This is a genomic window from Mastigocoleus testarum BC008 (assembly GCF_001456025.1).
In the GTDB taxonomy this organism is placed as follows: domain Bacteria; phylum Cyanobacteriota; class Cyanobacteriia; order Cyanobacteriales; family Nostocaceae; genus Mastigocoleus; species Mastigocoleus testarum.
On sequence record NZ_LMTZ01000115.1, the window covers coordinates 41,057 to 59,116 of the forward strand.

Here is an 18,060-nt window from a genome sequence, read left to right on the forward strand (position 1 = left end):
TTTTGCAAAAAAAATAAAAAAATAAGAAAAATTGCTCATCATCAAGCGAAATATTTACTTGCAGGCAGCCCCATATCTACAGCCTTCACCTCACAGTGGAGCAGCAAAAAAGTAAAAAAAAATACATTTATTTTGATAAAAAGTCCTTTATATATTTGAAAATTCGTTGTTTACTACTAATCACGCCTCATTGCATGTGTTTAATTTATCTTATGAATAAACTCTGTAACTCGAAAGAAAATATTTTTTATTTAATCATTATGGTAATGCAAATATATCTTATTTTGTTTGGAACTCTTACCAGTGCAAATACGATTTAAAAATTAAGAATTTTTGTCTTTAATAAGCGGTAAATAGACTTATTTATTTTGATGAAAAAATAGAATTTTTAATAAAAATTAGTCATTAATATTTGTATTAATAAAAAAATTTTTGATTGGATTATATTGTGAGGGATTTTTTATTTTTTAGATGCTAATATGTAGGGATTAAGCAGTTTGCAATTATAACTGCAGAAAAAGAGAGGAGAGGAACAATGTCTGAAACACAAACTTTAGTGCATAACTTTGGTCAGGTTTATGACAATCCAGTCTTGTTAGATCGCAGTGTTACTGAGCCAGTTTGTGAAGGTTTTAATGTTGCCTTAGCAAGTTTTCAGGCACTTTACATACAGTATCAAAAGCATCATTTTGTTGTTGAAGGAGCAGAATTTTACTCATTACATGAGTTCTTTAACGAGAGTTTTGATGAGGTACAAGGACATATTCATGACATTGGTGAACGCCTAAATGGCTTAGGTGGAGTACCTGTAGCAAGCTTTAGCAAATTAGCAGAATTATGCTGTTTTGAACCAGAGCAAGATGGCGTTTATAATTGCCGACAAATGTTAGAAAATGACCTCAAAGCAGAACAAGCTTTGATTACTTTAATTCGCCGTCAAGCTTCTCAGGCTGAGAGTTTGGGTGACCGTGCGACCCGTCATTTGTACGAAACCATACTCCTTAAGACTGAAGAACGTGCATATCATTTGGCTCACTTCCTAGCAAAGGATAGTTTAACTTTAGGGTATGTACAAGCTTCTACTAATTAATTCTTTTACATCCTAAATATTTCTGTTTTATACCAAAAATGATTTGGTAATAACTTTTCGGAAATAACTATAAGAAAAAGGCAGAGGTTACGATTCCTTCGTTCCTCTGCCTTTAATTTGTATTTTGTATATTTTTTGTCTTACGGACTATGACAAAATGATTTATAAACAATCATTTAAACATATAACTTTACATTTAAATGATAGTAAAATATCAATGATTTACATAAGCCAATCAAGGAAGAAAATAAATTAAAATTTAATTGTTGCTTCACATATCAGAAGATATAAGATTTCCGATAAGATTTTCAATCAAAATTTCAATAGACATAGGTATAAAATAGTAATACTAGTATATGAAATAAATAAATAAAGCTGATGTTTAAAATCAATGTTTCTGCATTGTGGTATTTAAGGCTAAAGGCCATTAGTTTGCAGAAATAATTGATAGGGTACTTTTCAATACCCATGCGCGGATGAATAATATCTATTACTATTTTTTAGGTTTTATTCTTTTGGTAATGGAGCATTGATTTGAGGTCGCCAATTTAACTGTAACTACCATAAAATCGTACAAATTTGACATGTTGTTAGGCTTAATGTCATCAAATCAAGAAAACCTGGTGGTGAATCAGACGAATTGGAGACAAAGACCTTTAAAATCAATGTCACGTTCCTGTCCTCCTACTCCGAATCAACAACTATGCCCCGCCGTGATGATATTAGGAAAATTCTGCTCTTAGGTTCTGGTCCAATTGTCATTGGACAAGCCTGCGAATTCGATTATTCTGGAACTCAAGCCTGCAAAGCGCTACGAGAAGAAGGCTATGAAGTAGTGTTGGTAAATTCCAACCCTGCAACCATAATGACCGATCCAGAAACGGCAGAACGAACATATATTGAACCATTAACACCATTATTAGTCGAAAAAGTTATTGCCAAAGAGCGTCCTGACGCTCTGCTACCAACAATGGGGGGGCAAACAGCTCTTAACATTGCTGTGGAGCTTTCTAAAAATGGAGTTTTAGATGAATATGGTGTAGAACTGATTGGCGCTAAGCTTCCAGCCATTGAGAAAGCTGAAGATAGAAAGCTATTTAATGAAGCGATGGTGCGTATCGGGGTAAAAATGTGCCCTAGTGGTACAGCTTCTTCTTTAGAGGAAGCAAAGTTAATTGCAACAAAAATTGGTGCATACCCTCTCATAATTCGTCCTGCTTTCACAATGGGTGGAACAGGTGGTGGTATCGCTTATAACGAAGAAGAATTTGCTGAAATGGCACAGGGAGGTCTGGATGCTTCCCCGGTGTCACAAATCCTCATCGATCAATCTCTAATTGGTTGGAAAGAGTACGAACTTGAAGTGATGCGTGACTTGGCAGATAACGTAGTAATTATCTGTTCGATTGAAAACATTGACCCCATGGGGATTCATACTGGGGATTCAATTACAGTTGCTCCAGCCCAAACACTAACTGATAAGGAATATCAGCGGCTGCGGGATATGGCAGTTAAAATTATTCGCGAGATCGGTGTTGAAACGGGTGGTTCCAATATTCAGTTTGCCATTAATCCCGTAGATGGGGAAGCAATTGTGATTGAGATGAATCCCCGAGTTTCTCGTTCTTCAGCTTTAGCTTCTAAGGCTACAGGTTTTCCAATTGCGAAAATGGCAGCCAAGTTATCGGTGGGTTATACCTTAGATGAAATCAAAAATGATATTACGAAGCAAACTCCTGCTTCCTTCGAGCCAACCATTGACTATGTGGTGACTAAGGTTCCTCGTTTCGCCTTTGAAAAATTTCCTGGTTCCCAAGCTGTGCTAAACACCCAAATGCGTTCGGTTGGCGAAGCTATGGCTATTGGGCGGACATTTAATGAGTCTTTTCAAAAAGCTCTGCGTTCATTGGAAACAGGACGTGCGGGCTGGGGCTGCGATATTAAAGAAAAGTTACCCAGTGGCGAACAAACTCGTGCTCAGTTAAGAACTCCCAATCCAGAAAGGATATTTGCCGTGCGTCACGCCATGCAACTGGGAATTAAAAATGAAGAAATCTATGAACTGACAGGTATCGATCCGTGGTTCTTAGATAAAATGCAACAATTGTTGGAGGTAGAAAAATTTCTCAAGCGTACATCTTTAGCAGAATTGACAAAAGAGCAACTTTTTGAGGTCAAGCGTCAAGGGTTTAGTGACAAACAAATAGCTTTTGCAACTAAGACTACTGAAGACGAAGTAAGAAACTATCGCAAACAACTAAATATAATCCCTGTTTACAAAACCGTAGATACGTGCGCTGCAGAATTTGAAGCATTTACTCCCTATCACTACTCAACATATGAGGAAGAAACAGAGGTAGTACCCACAAATAAACCTAAAGTGATGATTTTAGGTGGCGGTCCCAATCGCATCGGACAGGGAATAGAATTTGACTACTGTTGTTGTCATGCAGCTTTTGCTCTGGGAGATGCGGGATACGAAACCATCATGGTTAACTCCAACCCAGAAACTGTATCTACTGATTACGATACAAGCGATCGACTTTATTTTGAGCCACTCACAAAAGAAGACGTCTTGAATATTGTTGAAGCGGAAAACCCAGTAGGAATTATTGTTCAGTTCGGCGGACAAACACCTCTTAAATTAGCGGTACCCTTACAAAAATATTTACAAGATTTGGAAGCTCAAGAGTTTGCAAATCAAGAATCAGAAGCTGAAAAATCAGAGACTCAAAAATCACAGACCCAAGAATCAGAAGTTTGTGGTGGTGAAAGCTCAGGATTTACAATGCCCAAAATTTGGGGGACATCTCCTGACTCCATTGATATAGCCGAAGATCGGGAAAAATTCGAAAAAATTCTGGATGAGCTAAAGATAGCCCAACCACCTAATGGTATTGCTCGTAGTTATAAGGATGCACTGATAGTTGCCAAACGCATCGGTTATCCAGTTGTAGTACGTCCTAGCTACGTATTAGGAGGAAGAGCAATGGAAATTGTCTACTCCGACGTAGAATTGGAACGCTATATGACCTTCGCAGTTCAAGTCGAACCAGAACATCCAATCTTAATTGATAAGTTTTTAGAAAACGCCACTGAAGTTGATGTTGATGCGATCGCAGATCTTACCGGAGAAGTTACCATTGGTGGCATCATGGAACACATCGAGCAAGCGGGTATTCACTCAGGTGATTCGGCTTGTGCTTTACCTTCCATGTCTTTACCACCGGAAATTCTGACACAAATACGCCACTGGACTGCTGAGTTAGCCAAGGCACTGAAAGTAGTAGGTTTGATGAATATCCAGTTTGCCGTGGTTGGCTTGAACAATGACTCACCCCAAGTTTATATTCTCGAAGCTAATCCCCGGGCATCCCGCACCGTTCCATTTGTTTCTAAAGCAACAGGCGTACCTCTGGCAAAAATTGCATCTTTAGTGATGTCCGGTAGAACACTTAAAGAATTGGAATTTACCAAAGAAGTGATTCCAGAACACATAGCTGTCAAAGAAGCCGTATTACCTTTTGACAAATTTGCTGGTACTGATACAATCTTAGGGCCAGAAATGCGATCAACAGGTGAGGTCATGGGCATTGATTGCGATTTTGGAAGAGCTTTCGCTAAAGCCGAAATTGCTGCAGGGGAGCTACTTCCTTTAACTGGTACAGTCTTTGTATCAATGAACGATCGCGACAAAGCCGCAACTGTACCTGTAGCCAAAGAATTTATTGAGTTAGGCTTTGGTTTAATGGCGACATCAGGCACACTTCAGGTGCTCAGAGAACATGGACTAGATGTTGAATTAGTACTCAAACTCCATGAAGGTCGTCCTCACGTCCTAGATGCGATCAAAAACCGCAAAATTCAGTTAATTATCAATTCGCCTTCTGGAGAAGAAGCTCAAAGTGATGCAAGATTAATTCGTCGTACAGCTTTAGGTTACAAAATCCCTATTATCACTACTCTAGCAGGCGCTAGAGCAACGGTTGCTGCTATTCGTTCCTTACAACGCACTACCTTGGATGTAAAAATTATCCAGGACTACTGCGTTACAACTTAAGCTTTATATGTTATTGGTCATTTGTTATCGAACTAGGGATAGATAACAAGTGACTGATAACAGGTTAGTTCTTGAAATAATTATTAAGCCAGAACTTACAGTAAAAATTTATCGCTATGATTGAGATATTTTAAGAAAATTTCATAATATTTGTGCGACCATATTAAGTTACCGGAGTAAGTTTGTAGTGAGATTATGCTCTATCCAAGGCAATAAATGCCTTCAATAAATTTCAAGTTCGCTTTACCGAACCTTCATCACAAATATGAGAATGTTACAATTTATTAAGAAAATAAGAAAAAGTCATAAATGTTTGAAGCGTAACTTTTTATCTAACTCTTGATACTTGTTTTAACAGAAGAACAATTGTAACTTTTAGCAGGTGAAAGTGTAATCGAACAGTTATTGAAAAATTAGCTCCGCCGAGCAGGTCAAAAAGCAATTTTTTGATGGGTTGCCATTTTCATTACAAGTGCACCCAATGGAAACTATTTATTTAGTAACAAGTAAATTCAAGTCTGAAAACTACTGTCAAACCTATAATTACCGAAAAGTAGTGCCATGAAGACCGCTCAGAAACCAACAGACCTCGTGCGGACTTACTTGCGCGAGATTGGTCGCGTTCCACTTTTGACCCACGAAGAAGAGATTTTTTATGGGAAACAGGTACAACGTGCAACCAGCTTGTATGAAGTACGAGAGTCATTAGCAAATAAGTTAGGACGCCAACCAACTCTACAAGAGTGGGCAGAGGAGACAAATTTAGAAGCCTCTGAACTCAATAGTGCCATCGATTCTGGTGAATTTGCCAAGCGCAAGATGGTAGAAGCGAATTTACGTTTAGTTGTTTCCGTTGCCAAAAAGTATATTAAGCGCAATGTTGACTTACTAGATCTAATTCAAGAAGGTAGTATCGGCATGCAACGGGGGGTAGAAAAATTTGATCCCACTAAAGGATATAGATTTTCTACCTACGCATATTGGTGGATTAGACAAGCAATTACCCGGGCAATTGCAGAAAAAGGTCGTACAATTAGGTTGCCAATACATATCACCGAAAAGCTGAACAAAATCAAAAAAGCCCAACGCCAACTGTCACAAAAATTAGGAAGAGCTGCCACAATATCTGAATTAGCAGAGGAATTAAGCTTAACTCCCAAACAAGTACGGGAATATCTAGAAAAATCTCGTTTACCACTATCTCTAGATTTACGATTGGGAGACAATCACGATACAGAATTAGGTGAGATGCTAGAAGATACTAGCGCTTCTCCAGAAGAGTTTGTCACTCAATCATCACTATCTTATGACCTAGAACGTCTGATGGGAGAGTTAACACCCCAGCAAAGAGAAGTAATTTCTCTACGCTTTGGTTTAATCGATGGGCAAACCATGACTTTAGCCAAAATTGGTGAACAGCTCAATATTAGTCGTGAAAGAGTTCGACAGATTGAGCGAGAAGCACTGACCAAGCTTCGCAAATATAAAACCAGTATCAATGAATATTTGGCAAGCTAAGTTACTTCAAAAAGTCAATTGATAGTTAGAAGATCTTAAGAATTCAATAAGGTAGTTTTTCAGTTCTTTCTGTGTACTAACCAGTATGGTTAGAAAATTTTCCTATTTTTTCTATATCTCAAGACTGGGCGCACAGTAAAAATAGATTTTGGTTAATTTCCAAAGGTTTCTGAGAGGAGAACTTCCGATCGCTCTAGACTATGTGCACTATTTGCAGTTATTTTGGTCTGTTCAGTTGGGTTACTACTTGTTTAAATTGACTCAATAGTAAGATATACAATCTTTATTCAGTGATGGAGACGTTGCACTTGTACGTCTCCATTATGTTTTGACAGTCGAATGAAAATAACCACTATTTTCAAGATTGGTGGATGATACAGACAGATACATACTATTTTTAATAAAACAGTAAATACCCAAGGTTGTTAAACTGAAACTAAGCCTCGTTGGGTTCATAAATCATTACAGGAGCTTACATAATGAGTGATTCGTTTGATCGAGTTTCAGAGTTTTTTGAGAAAAATCCACACAATGATAATTTTTTGTGGCAATATGTGAAATCATTGAGCCCGGAAACAATTAGCCAATTGTCCAAACCAGATTCTAGCGAAGTCTTTCAAGTCATGGAACGGAAAATAACTGGGCTGCTTGGCAATATTCCTTCAGAACACTTTGGCGTAACTATTACCACTAATCGAGAAAACCTCGGACGTCTTTTGGCTTCAGCGATGATGAGTGGTTACTTTTTACGCAATGCAGAACAAAGGATGAACTTTGAGATCGCTTTGCAAGATATGGACAGTGATGGCGATTGCAGTAATGAATAAATTAGTAAATCAACAAATAAATTTTAGTGTGAATTAAAACTATAGTGGTCGTGTTTGGGAAAATTTTTTATACCAGTCTATGGTCAAAAGGACTTGTAATATAGCTCATATTTGAAGTATAAAACTTACAAATCTTGAACATTTAATTTTCCATGTTCATTATGCCTTCCCCTAATCAAGCTCAGTAAGACTATAGTTTCAAGTTTCAAATAAATACAAAAAGTCTTGAATATTATTTCTTATAAATGAGGAAAAACTTAAATGTGAATTTCAAGTTGGATTTGAATATATATTTAGAATATATCTTTTAAATTTATTTAAAAATATGTTTAAAATCAAAACAGAGAATTTTGACTTTAAGTAAGTTTTTATAAAATTAGGATATTACCCACATTACCTCAAGCAAAAAGCAATAAAATATCTACAAATTTATTTATTCATTTTAAGGTCTTTTTTTCTCTTCTATTAAGTTATGAATCAAACCTCCTCTACCCCTCCCCATAAAATCATTGGTGCTGCAGTCATCTGGAGCGAACAAGGTCAAATCTTAATAGACCGCCGCCCTTTAGGAGGAGAAATGGGTGGTTTGTGGGAATTTCCTGGAGGTAAAATCGAGCCAGGAGAAAGTATTGAAGAATGTATAAAACGTGAAATACAAGAAGAATTAGGTATGGTAATTGCTGTTGGAGAACATTTAACTACCATCGATCATACCTATAGTAATTTACGTATTACACTAACCGCTCACCATTGTCAGCATCTTTCTGGGGAGCCCCAAACCATAGAATGTGATGAAATTCGTTGGGTGTGGGTTAATGAACTAGAAAATTTTACTTTTCCTCCAGCCAACACCGAGATTATTGAAGCAATTAAAAAAAGTTCAAAACAGCCTTTACTTGACCGTTCAAAACAGCAATAGTTATATATTTAACTGTTGGCATGGACAGAATTTTTTACATTCCAAGATAATTTTTCCAAGCTACGTTTTTATAGCACTACATAATGAGGTTAGGACATCGGCTACGTCACTGTGGATCCGCTAATGACTTGCGCGTAACGCTATACTAGGTCGGATATACAGGTAAAGTAAAGTGGAACCAAGCACCACCTGTGGGAGCTTCTTCCACCCAAATTTGACCGTAATGGGCTGTAATAATTCGCTGACACAAACACAAACCAATTCCGTAGCCGTCTTTTTCTTCATCCCGCTCTAAGCGATAGTGGTTTTCGAATATTTGCTCTCGCTTCTCTTCAGGAATACCTGGACCACTGTCACCAATACTAAATTGAACTTTTTGGCTTGTACGGTGTAACCCAGAAATACTGATAACACCACCTTCAGGGGTATATTTAATTGCGTTATCTATAAGGTTGATTAAAACCTGACGAATCCGCTCAGGGTCTGCATAGACTAACGGCAAATCTTCGGGAATATCTCTCTCCAATTTCAAAGATTTTGCTTTATAACGCTGACGTAATTCACTCATCACCTCACCACATAACTTACCAACTTCTGTTTTTTGGGGGACTATTGGTATTTTTGTTTCCTTTCCCCGCCCAACCTGGAGAAGTTCTGCGATCATCCTGTCAATTATTCGTGTTTGAGTGCGTGCCTGTCTGAGCAACTTAGCTGCCAGAGGAGGCGTCAAACGTTTAAATATTCCTTTTTCCTGACTGTAATTAGATTGTAGAGTCTCAACTGCAATTGCTGCTGCTGTCAAGGGATTACGAAGATCGTGCGCCAACATAGCAATTACCCGGTCTTTGAATTGTAATTGCTCCTCAAGCTTGTCCTTCTCTTGCTTCAAGTGGAAAATTTCGTCTGATAGCTTCATCAGTTCTGCTGAAACAGCAAGTGATTTAATTCCCGACACTGAAGAGTTTAATTTGCTTATATCTCCTATATTATCAGTATCTTCTATCATACCAACCTGTGATTTAAAATACATATCCACTGAAATTTGCCAACGGGGCCACCATACTTTTAATTGACTGACGATATTACTGCCAGCCAAAATATGCCTCGGTTCAGGATGTATTTTTACTAAAGCTGGTGTAGCAACCAATTTGAAGTGTTCTGCTAAATAAGGTTGCTGTCCAACATCAACAATTTCCAGTTCGAACTGATACTCTGCCTCTAACTCTTTTAAGTAAGACCGGATACGCTGCACCTGTTGTCCGGACTTGGGTCGCCCATCAATAAACAGTATCAGCTGTAGAGGAGCATCAGTATATGCGAACCGATCCTGGGAAAGTTGCATGAAATCTTGTCTGAGTACTTGTCACAACCCGACGACCCTTAAAAGTAGTTGATATAAAAAATAGCGGTCGCTGGAAATAATTTTTTTTTAAACTTAATATCTATTTTAGATTTTTCAGGTCCTATTCTCTTAAATTGGTATTTAATATTATGTAGTAGATGTTGTTATGTTTGTGCATGGGAAATTGCCTTACGGTCTCTGCTCATTAATTTCGACTCAGGAATAAATCTCAGTCGTCATCATCTCCGAATCAAAAAATTTCGTCAAGACTGATAGCTAGGTTTTATACTACACCTAGTTAGTACGTACAATAGTACATAGATGTTTTTTTTAGTATAAAAAACTGCTAACACCCAAAGGGTCAATGCTCGATCAATAGTTTATAGGCTCCTTGCAATACAATAATCTGATAGCTTTTGTGCATTAAGAAAAGCAGACTGCATTAGTCCATTTAGTCTGAACTTAAATACATTGCTCATTTTTAGACCTAAAGATCGTAATTGTTCAGAAACAATTATTAGTAAGTCCAGCGAGTTTGGAATATTATCTCCTCGATGGATTATTATGGTGTGTATATTGCCGCATTAAATTTACCAACAGCAACGCTTTGAAGCTTCAATATTAATTGGAATACAGGATCGTAAGACACTGTGGATTCTCGCCTTGAGTGAAGCTAATAATAGTTTTAATTCTATGTTATCACTTCTTGAAGACTCCCGCGATTAATTGTGGTTCTCTGGCTCCCATGACCTGTTTGGGGTCAATAATAAGTACTCTTAAATGGTGTCATAAATAGGGAAATTTTTTTGCCAGCAGTATTAATTTATCATTGAAGATAATGCGGTTATTAATCGACGCATTTTTTAATTTGGAAAAAGTTTAAAGTTGGTATCCTGGCGATGGAGTAATGAAATTTGTAGATGATATTTGTAATAGAGAGAGCTATCACTATGAAGTTACAAATGGTCACTCAAAAGTTAATCAATCTGCGCTAGCTTAGGTATTGGCACGAGTTATGTGATTTTCAGTGTTATTTCTGTATATTCGTTCTGTTATTTTTCTTAGTTTGGCAATTTTATTAACCTCCCTGAGCGGTTGTGCGAATAGTTTTGTCGAAAAATCTTTGGCTCCTGACCCTAAGCTTAAAGATAAACCCAATATTTTTGCAGCGAAACCAGTCAGCGACGAAAGTAAACAGTCTAAAAGCAAACAGCCCAATCAAATATCTTCTAAGCTACCAGTTGGTTTTCCCGCAAAACTGAAGTATCCGAATGCAATTCTTGAGGAAGCTAGTTCAACTGAAGGTCCTACATCAAGATTATCAACTCGCTGGCATAGCTCTGACCCCAGTAATATTGTTAGTAATTTTTACATCAAGCAATTACAGCAAAATGGTTGGAAAATTTTGCAAAAATCAAAAGATGAAACGCCAAGAATTATTGCTGCGCAGCTTAATGACACTCAAGTCAAAATTTCCATCCAACCCAAGTCAGTAAACAACACCCAAGCTCAAAAACCACAAACCAATCAAACACAAGCTAATCAAACACCAACTGATCAAATACCAACTAGTCCAATACAAACAAATATTGAGTTATTAGTTGAAAACATAAATGGCGGGAAATTAACAACACAAAATAATCCTGATCGCAATCGTGAAAACTCACCTAACCCCCCCGGTTCTGCAGACTTTATTGGATCAGTCGCAAATAATGCTGGGACCTCTGAATCTTCGGAAAATTTGAAAAATAAAAACTCGGAAAATAGCAGTGGGTCTGCAACCAAAGCAAGGCAAAATTTTAACGACGTCGATAAAATCCCACCACAACAACAAGAAAAAATTCAAGACCTGGCAAAATTGGGGGTTTTAACAATAAACTTCGATATTGGCTCCGAACAAAATAAAAGTACTCCTAATTCTGCTGCAGATAATTCTACTGTAAGCAATCCCAATATCAATAAATTTGAACCAGCAAAAAATATTACCCGTCGCGAATATGCAAGATGGTTAATAACCGCCTACAATAAGATGCATGGTAATGACCCAACAAAACAAATTCGGTTAGCTTCAGCAAGTACTAAACCAGTCTTTAGAGACGTTTCAAAAACCGACCCAGATTTTGGCGTAATCCAAGGATTAGCAGAAGCAGGTATTATTCCCAGTTCGTTATCAGGTGATTCGACACAAGTGCTTTTCCAGCCCAATTCACCTCTGAACCGGGAGCAACTAATTTTGTGGAAAGTACCTTTAGACGTGCGTCAGGCTCTACCAACCGCAAGTTTGGAAAGTGTAAAACAAACATGGGGTTTCCAAGATTCAGCAAAAATCAGTTCCAGGGCTTTGCGAGCAGTGTTAGCAGATTTCCAAAATGGCGACAAAGCTAATATTCGTCGGGTTTTTGGCTACACTACTTTGTTCCAACCAAAAAAACCAGTGACCCGTGCGGAAGCTGCTTCTGCTTTATGGTATTTCGGGACCGAAGGTGAAGGAGTCTCAGCACGAGATGCTCTGGCTTTGAACTCAACACCATAAGGAAGCGGTCGGATACAATACACTTACTTTCTTGTATCCTAAATAGTACCGAAGTTTGTTTTTAGTGACTATGACAAATTTGTATTTTTGAAAGCTAGTTCAAGCTTGTATGCGATCGTGAAATTTTTCTTTTTTTGCGCTCTCGCTTTATTGTCATTCCTATTTGCTAGTAGTCTTGGTAACACTTGATAGTTGTTGGTAAATAAAATTCCAGTCCCTAATTCCAGATATTGAACTACGGCTAAATTATGAAACAGAATTGGGATAAAAATTACTAAATTCAATAAGATTATCTAAGTATAAAATTCGTTAAAGTAGTTAGTAATAAATTGATTCAGATATTTTACTGATTGCATAATAAAAATAGAAATCAGAAAACTACTTAGCCAGACAATATAAGCATTATCTATTTTCAGTAGCGAGAATAAAAATTTTGCAGGGATAAAATGTACATATAAAAACAAAGGAACAATCCCTTATTTTCATATAAAATCATATTTATAGAAACATTTACGTAATTAAAAAGTAATCATTCAAAATAGAAAAAACCTCGATATATAAACTTATAAATAAAAATGGCATTATAAAATTACAGCACACTTTTTACAAAGCTGTAAAACAAATTAGTGTAGACTTTTTTCGAGATAAAAGTATTCAATAAATATTTGCCGGAAGGTTTAATTGCTTATTTGATAAATGTGATGAAAATATACTAATTAATAACCAAATATGGATAATATATCGTTTTCAGATTACTAGCGTATCAATCACTTAGTTACGTATTAAAAGAATAAATTATACACTCTATTCTGAGTATATAAGTACAGTATCGAAAAAAGAAGCTTTAAATGTTATTTGTCTCAGCCCTAATATAAGCTCTGTAAAATCTAAAGCGTTTGTTCATAGTCTTGCATTCAATTGATGCACAATTACCAAGATTTATTCAACATTATTGAAGAACTAGTGATGCACCATTCTCCCAGTGGTGCAGAAAAAGAAATTAACCAATTCTTGATGGAGAGATTTGATACATTGGGAATTAAAGCATGGCGCGATCGCGCCGATAACATTATCGCCAAAATTCCCGGGAAAAATTCAGATCGAGCAGTTGCAATTACGGCTCACAAAGATGAAATTGGGGCTATAGTTAAAAATATTACTAAGAAAGGACAAATTGAAGTTCGTAGGTTAGGGGGTTCATTCCCATGGGTTTATGGTGAAGGTGTTGTGGATTTGCTCGGAGATAAGGAAACCATCAGTGGTATCCTCAGTTTTGGTTCTCGTCATGTTTCCCATGAATCTCCACAAAAAGTACAACAGGAAAATAGTGCGCTGAAGTGGGAAAATGCTTGGATTGAAACTAAATGTACGGTTGCAGAATTAGAAGCTGCGGGAATTCATCCAGGGACTAAAGTTGTCGTTGGCAAACATCGTAAATCTCCGGTGAGATTAAAAGATTACATCGCCAGTTATACCTTGGATAACAAAGCATCAATTGCAATTTTACTAGCTTTGGCAGAACAGGTAAAAAAACCAGCAGTAGACATTTATTTAGTTGCATCAGCGAAAGAAGAAGTTGGAGCAATTGGGGCAATGTATTTCAGTCAGAACCAGTGTTTGGATGCTCTAATTGCTTTAGAAATTTGTCCTCTTGCTCCAGAGTATCCCATTGAAGATGGCGAAAAACCTGTAATCTTGTTTCAAGATGGCTATGGTGTTTACGATGATACTCTCAATGCACAGTTGCGGTCTTCAGCACAACAAGTAAATATGCCGATCCAACTAGCAACATTGAGTGGTTTTGGCTCCGACGCATCGATCGCTATGAAATTTGGTCATATTCCTCGTGGAGCTTGTTTGGCTTTTCCCACCCAAAATACCCACGGCTATGAAATTGCTCATTTAGGTGCGATCGCTAATTGCATCAAATTACTAAAAGTCTTTTGCGAAACAGAATTTGATAGTTGACAGTTTATGGCTGACGCCACGCCCTTACGGACTACAGTTACCAGTTAACAGTTAACAGTTTATGGTTAATATTGCGCCCCTACGAGTTCCAGTTGACAGCTAGCTAAGCTGCTTACGCAGCTGTCTACATACCTACAGCCTAAGTAACACTTAGAGTTCATCGTTGATAACTGTTCACTGTTTCCTGAAATAAGTAACAATCTATTAAAGGTATCGGCTATTGAGTCGCAATTTTCTACAATGATTCCAGCAAACTTGAACTAAGAACTAATTTAAACAAATGCCTAAAACCGTTGCCGATGTAATGACCCGCGATCCAATTGTTGTTCAACGTGAAACTCCATTGACCGAAGCAATTAAAACCTTAGCAGAACGACGTATTAGTGGGCTGCCTGTAGTAGATAATGCTGGAAATTTAGTAGGTATTATTTCGGAGACGGACTTGATGTGGCAAGAAACAGGTGTCACACCTCCGGCATATATTATGTTTCTTGACAGTGTAATTTATTTAAAAAATCCAGCTACCTTTGAGCGCGATTTACATAAGTCACTCGGACAAACAGTTGGTGAAGTAATGAATGATAAAGCTATTAGCACTACTCCAGATAAACCTCTTAGGGATGCAGCAAAAATTATGCGCGATCGCAAGGTTCAACGCCTACCAGTAGTTGATACTGAAGGTCAAGTAATTGGGATACTCACCAGAGGTGATATAGTGCGAGCAATGGCTGCTGAACAAGATTAATTATCGAGCGTTTGTCACTGTTAATTTGTAATTGGTAATTAATCGATCGCCATTCAAAAAACAAGTGACAAATGAAAAATAGCAAGTGACAAATAATAAAGGAAAAATAACAAATGACTATAAATCCTGAATCTGTTAAACAATTATTGAACTCCGAAGATTTGGGCGATCGTCTTCGTGGAGTTAATCAGATTCGTCATCTTGAGCCAGCTATTGCTTTTGAATTACTTCAAGGTGCTATTGGCGATCCTAATTCTCGGGTACGTTATTCAGCAATTAGTCAACTTGATACATTTGGCGGACAAGATTTAGATTTGTCCTTGCAGATTTTACGCGATCGCTTACTTAATGATTCGGAAATAGACGTTCAAGCTGCTGCTGCTGATTGTTTGGGTGCTTTAAAGTTGCACGAAGCCTTTGACGATTTGCAACAGATGTACCAAAAAACTAATGAGTGGATTATTCAATTTAGTATTATTGCAGCATTGGGAGAAATGGGAGATCCCAAAGCTTTTGATTTACTTACCCAAGCTCTCGCTTCTGATAATGAATTGGTGCAAACAGCAGCGATTAGTTCTTTTGGAGAATTAGGAAATGTAGAAGCTGTACCTTTATTAGCACCCTATGCTAGTAATTCTGATTGGCAAATTCGTTATCGAGTTGCACAAGCTTTGAGCAGACTGGGAGGAGAAGAAGCAAAGTCAATTATAGAGACTTTGGCAAATGATACGGAAGAAGCTGTGGCGAAAGAAGCAAAAAGATGTCTAACTGATTCTTGAATAAAAACCAGTTTTTAACAAATATATTTTCTGCAGAGACGTACATTGTCACTATGTATGGATGACATCAATAGTAGTACGTCTCTAGTAATTTTATTGAATCACTAAGGTCGAAGATAGGTACATATTTTCCCTTGCCTTTGCTATCAAATCAAATCTTGTATTTCATCTACTGAAAAGATAGTAAACGAAAATTATCCTAAATAGAAAATTACCCTAAATATATTACATATTTCCCGCTAACATATTTCCTTTCAAAATGGGAAAATTTTACTTGTATTTTATAGATAAAGCTATGTTTTGTTGGTCGATAACCTGTAACTCTAAAAATTAAAATAAAAACTTTTCATTGATTTATATATTTTTTATCGAATAAATTCTCATACTTAAAGAAGATATTTGCATTCCAGATAAATATCTCTTTATTTATGAAAATAACACATGTTTTTAACATAAATTTGTATCATTTGTAGGTTTCGTTATCAGTAATTTTCCCAAAATTGTTTTTCAAATCAAGATGCAATAAATACTAGATTTTTTTGATGACATAATTACGGAGATAGAAATAAGATACAAACATGCTTAAGAGAAAACAAGCAAATTTTTAAATCACATCAATTGCTTTAATAAAAGGTTTGGATTATGCGAAAGTTAAGCTTATTGGTCAAGACATTAGTTGTATCTACTGCTGGATTAAGTGTTTTAGGCTCTATGTCTGCAGCTAAAGCTATGAACTTAGTTCCACAAAGAGAAGGTGAGATTGAACTTACCAATATGTCTTGTATTGTGGATAATGCGGATTGTATCAATACAACATCCTTAGGTTATACAGTTACTAGTAAAGATCCAGTAAGTAATGATAACTATGGATTCAGTAGACTTTTCTCAGATAAAAAAAGTACAACTAATACTTGGGGTTTAGAAATTAATTTTAATCAGACGGATGAAGGTACAAATCCCCAAACTGATGCTTTTTGGTTCCGCCCTGTTGCTTATGATAATAACAATAATGTCATTGAAAATGGTCGCTTAGAATATGGGGTTTTTGAATTTAATTTTGCCCAAACAGCTAATGAAGTTAAATTATCATTTTTAGATGTAGAAGAATCTCCATTTACTGGCATTCTTCAGGTGAATGGTGATAGTAATTCTCAGCCTATATTTCTTCCTGCTGCTGGTGATGATGAGACTCAATATCTTGTTTTAAATAATGTAGATTCTTTCGTCGTCCAATTGGGTAACCCCGGTGACAATAGCACTAAATTTTCCAGTACTGGTGATGGTGTTAATTTACAAGTTAGCGTACCCGAACCAGGAACTGTTTTAAGTATTGGAGCTTTAGCTATAGCAGGTATGTTTGGTTTAAGAAGAAAACACAACAACTCTTCTAAAACTGCTTAAATATTGCTAATTTTCTTCTCTTGGGACAATAAATATAGAGAAAATACCCTATCAGATAAGTGCATTTTTAACAGGTTTTTAATTTAGCTTTATATAAATCATCAGGGTGTTGTATCTATTTAATTTCGTATTTTAAATTTCTTTTTCTCTTCTCTTCTCTTCAGTTTTGTGTCAAGTAGATAATGTAACTAAGACAGTAATTAGTTACTTTATCTACTTTTTTTTTATTTTTATTTAAACCAATCTACTCAAACTAAGCTAATCATAAGAAAAAGCCTCATGTACCAAAAACCTGAGACCAAGTCGTCCAAACAAAAATCACAACTGCTGTAATTCCTAATATTCCCTGAATCACATTTCCTACTAGAGTCCCAACGAAAATACCAATTCCAGCTTTTAAAGCTACTAGTAATTTACGTTGATAAATAAATTCACCAATAATTGCACCTAACAAAGGACCGATTAGCATTCCGAGCAATGGTCCACCGACTGGTAAAGTTGGGAGTAAACCAAAAAACCCCAGCAGCAAACCAACGAATGAACCAATTTGTCCCCACTTACTAGCACCGGCTTTTTTTGCACCCAGGTAACCAGCTAAAAAATCTACTGCTGTACCTATAAGTAACACTACACCTGTAACTATTACAGGTACTTCGATCGCAGCAAAGGAGCCTTTAACAATTCCCCAAATAATCACCGCAACTAAAATTAAGCTGATTCCAGGTATACCGGGAACAACCGCACCGATAATTCCTACCATCATCAAGGCTATTAACAACCAATATATAATTTGAATTTGCATATTTTTTAAGTGGTAATAGGTAATAGGTAATAGGTAATAGCTAATGGGTAATTGGTAATTGGTAATAGCACTGCGT

At 36.7% G+C, this 18,060-nt stretch carries 12 protein-coding genes; 10 read left to right on the top strand and 2 right to left on the bottom strand.

Translation table 11 applies throughout. From position 1 onward, the window contains the following. Positions 1 to 535: 535 nt before the first annotated feature. From dpsA to mutT, 5 genes are all read left to right on the top strand, one after another. Entirely contained in the window at positions 536 to 1,090 is a 555-nt protein-coding gene (dpsA, locus tag BC008_RS28895) for a DNA starvation/stress protection protein DpsA (RefSeq protein ID WP_027842165.1), read from the top strand. Between the two features lie 703 nt (positions 1,091 to 1,793). Beyond that, entirely contained in the window at positions 1,794 to 5,150 is a 3,357-nt protein-coding gene (gene carB / locus BC008_RS28900; RefSeq protein ID WP_027842166.1) for a carbamoyl-phosphate synthase large subunit, read from the top strand. Positions 5,151 to 5,711: 561 nt separating this feature from the next. Beyond that, complete coding sequence (locus BC008_RS28905) at positions 5,712 to 6,668, top strand: RNA polymerase sigma factor, RpoD/SigA family (protein WP_027842167.1); 957 nt, start codon at positions 5,712 to 5,714, stop codon at positions 6,666 to 6,668. Between the two features lie 479 nt (positions 6,669 to 7,147). Then, on the top strand, positions 7,148 to 7,495 hold the full coding sequence (locus tag BC008_RS28910) for a DUF760 domain-containing protein (RefSeq protein ID WP_027842168.1): 348 nt from the start codon (positions 7,148 to 7,150) through the stop codon (positions 7,493 to 7,495). A gap of 472 nt (positions 7,496 to 7,967) precedes the next feature. Continuing rightward, positions 7,968 to 8,414 (top strand): 8-oxo-dGTP diphosphatase MutT, encoded by a 447-nt coding sequence (gene mutT / locus BC008_RS28915; protein ID WP_027842169.1) that lies wholly within the window; start codon positions 7,968 to 7,970, stop codon positions 8,412 to 8,414. A 145-nt stretch (positions 8,415 to 8,559) separates the two neighbouring features. On the opposite strand, the gene BC008_RS28920 is transcribed toward mutT, so the two are convergent. Next, positions 8,560 to 9,756, bottom strand: coding sequence for a histidine kinase (locus BC008_RS28920; RefSeq protein ID WP_027842170.1), 1,197 nt, complete (start codon positions 9,754 to 9,756; stop codon positions 8,560 to 8,562). 1,027 nt (positions 9,757 to 10,783) lie between these two features. Between BC008_RS28920 and BC008_RS28925 the strand changes: the two genes are divergently transcribed. From BC008_RS28925 to BC008_RS28950, 5 genes are all read left to right on the top strand, one after another. Then, complete coding sequence (locus BC008_RS28925; RefSeq protein WP_235595952.1) at positions 10,784 to 12,289, top strand: S-layer homology domain-containing protein; 1,506 nt, start codon at positions 10,784 to 10,786, stop codon at positions 12,287 to 12,289. A 921-nt stretch (positions 12,290 to 13,210) separates the two neighbouring features. Continuing rightward, on the top strand, positions 13,211 to 14,257 hold the full coding sequence (locus tag BC008_RS28935; protein WP_027842172.1) for a M42 family metallopeptidase: 1,047 nt from the start codon (positions 13,211 to 13,213) through the stop codon (positions 14,255 to 14,257). A gap of 280 nt (positions 14,258 to 14,537) precedes the next feature. Continuing rightward, positions 14,538 to 15,002 carry a CBS domain-containing protein gene (locus BC008_RS28940; protein WP_235595951.1) on the top strand — a complete coding sequence of 155 codons (465 nt, stop codon included), beginning with the start codon at positions 14,538 to 14,540 and terminating at the stop codon, positions 15,000 to 15,002. A gap of 113 nt (positions 15,003 to 15,115) precedes the next feature. Further along, entirely contained in the window at positions 15,116 to 15,781 is a 666-nt protein-coding gene (gene nblB / locus BC008_RS28945) for a phycobilisome degradation protein NblB (RefSeq protein ID WP_027842174.1), read from the top strand. Between the two features lie 642 nt (positions 15,782 to 16,423). Beyond that, positions 16,424 to 17,182 carry an LEVG family PEP-CTERM protein gene (locus BC008_RS28950; protein ID WP_027842175.1) on the top strand — a complete coding sequence of 253 codons (759 nt, stop codon included), beginning with the start codon at positions 16,424 to 16,426 and terminating at the stop codon, positions 17,180 to 17,182. Positions 17,183 to 17,459: 277 nt separating this feature from the next. Here BC008_RS28950 and BC008_RS28955 read toward each other — a convergent pair whose 3' ends face one another. Further along, entirely contained in the window at positions 17,460 to 17,978 is a 519-nt protein-coding gene (locus tag BC008_RS28955; protein WP_027842176.1) for a DUF456 domain-containing protein, read from the bottom strand. Between the last annotated feature and the right edge of the window lie 82 nt (positions 17,979 to 18,060).

Excerpts from the sequence above, each read along its gene's own strand:
- dpsA (WP_027842165.1), top strand. The coding sequence starts at position 536 with ATGTCTGAAACACAAACTTTAGTGCATAACTTTGGTCAGGTTTATGAC.
- carB (WP_027842166.1), top strand. The coding sequence starts at position 1,794 with ATGCCCCGCCGTGATGATATTAGGAAAATTCTGCTCTTAGGTTCTGGT.
- BC008_RS28905 (WP_027842167.1), top strand. The coding sequence starts at position 5,712 with ATGAAGACCGCTCAGAAACCAACAGACCTCGTGCGGACTTACTTGCGC.
- BC008_RS28910 (WP_027842168.1), top strand. The coding sequence starts at position 7,148 with ATGAGTGATTCGTTTGATCGAGTTTCAGAGTTTTTTGAGAAAAATCCA.
- mutT (WP_027842169.1), top strand. The coding sequence starts at position 7,968 with ATGAATCAAACCTCCTCTACCCCTCCCCATAAAATCATTGGTGCTGCA.
- BC008_RS28920 (WP_027842170.1), bottom strand. The coding sequence starts at position 9,756 with ATGCAACTTTCCCAGGATCGGTTCGCATATACTGATGCTCCTCTACAG.
- BC008_RS28935 (WP_027842172.1), top strand. The coding sequence starts at position 13,211 with ATGCACAATTACCAAGATTTATTCAACATTATTGAAGAACTAGTGATG.
- BC008_RS28940 (WP_235595951.1), top strand. The coding sequence starts at position 14,538 with ATGCCTAAAACCGTTGCCGATGTAATGACCCGCGATCCAATTGTTGTT.
- nblB (WP_027842174.1), top strand. The coding sequence starts at position 15,116 with ATGACTATAAATCCTGAATCTGTTAAACAATTATTGAACTCCGAAGAT.
- BC008_RS28950 (WP_027842175.1), top strand. The coding sequence starts at position 16,424 with ATGCGAAAGTTAAGCTTATTGGTCAAGACATTAGTTGTATCTACTGCT.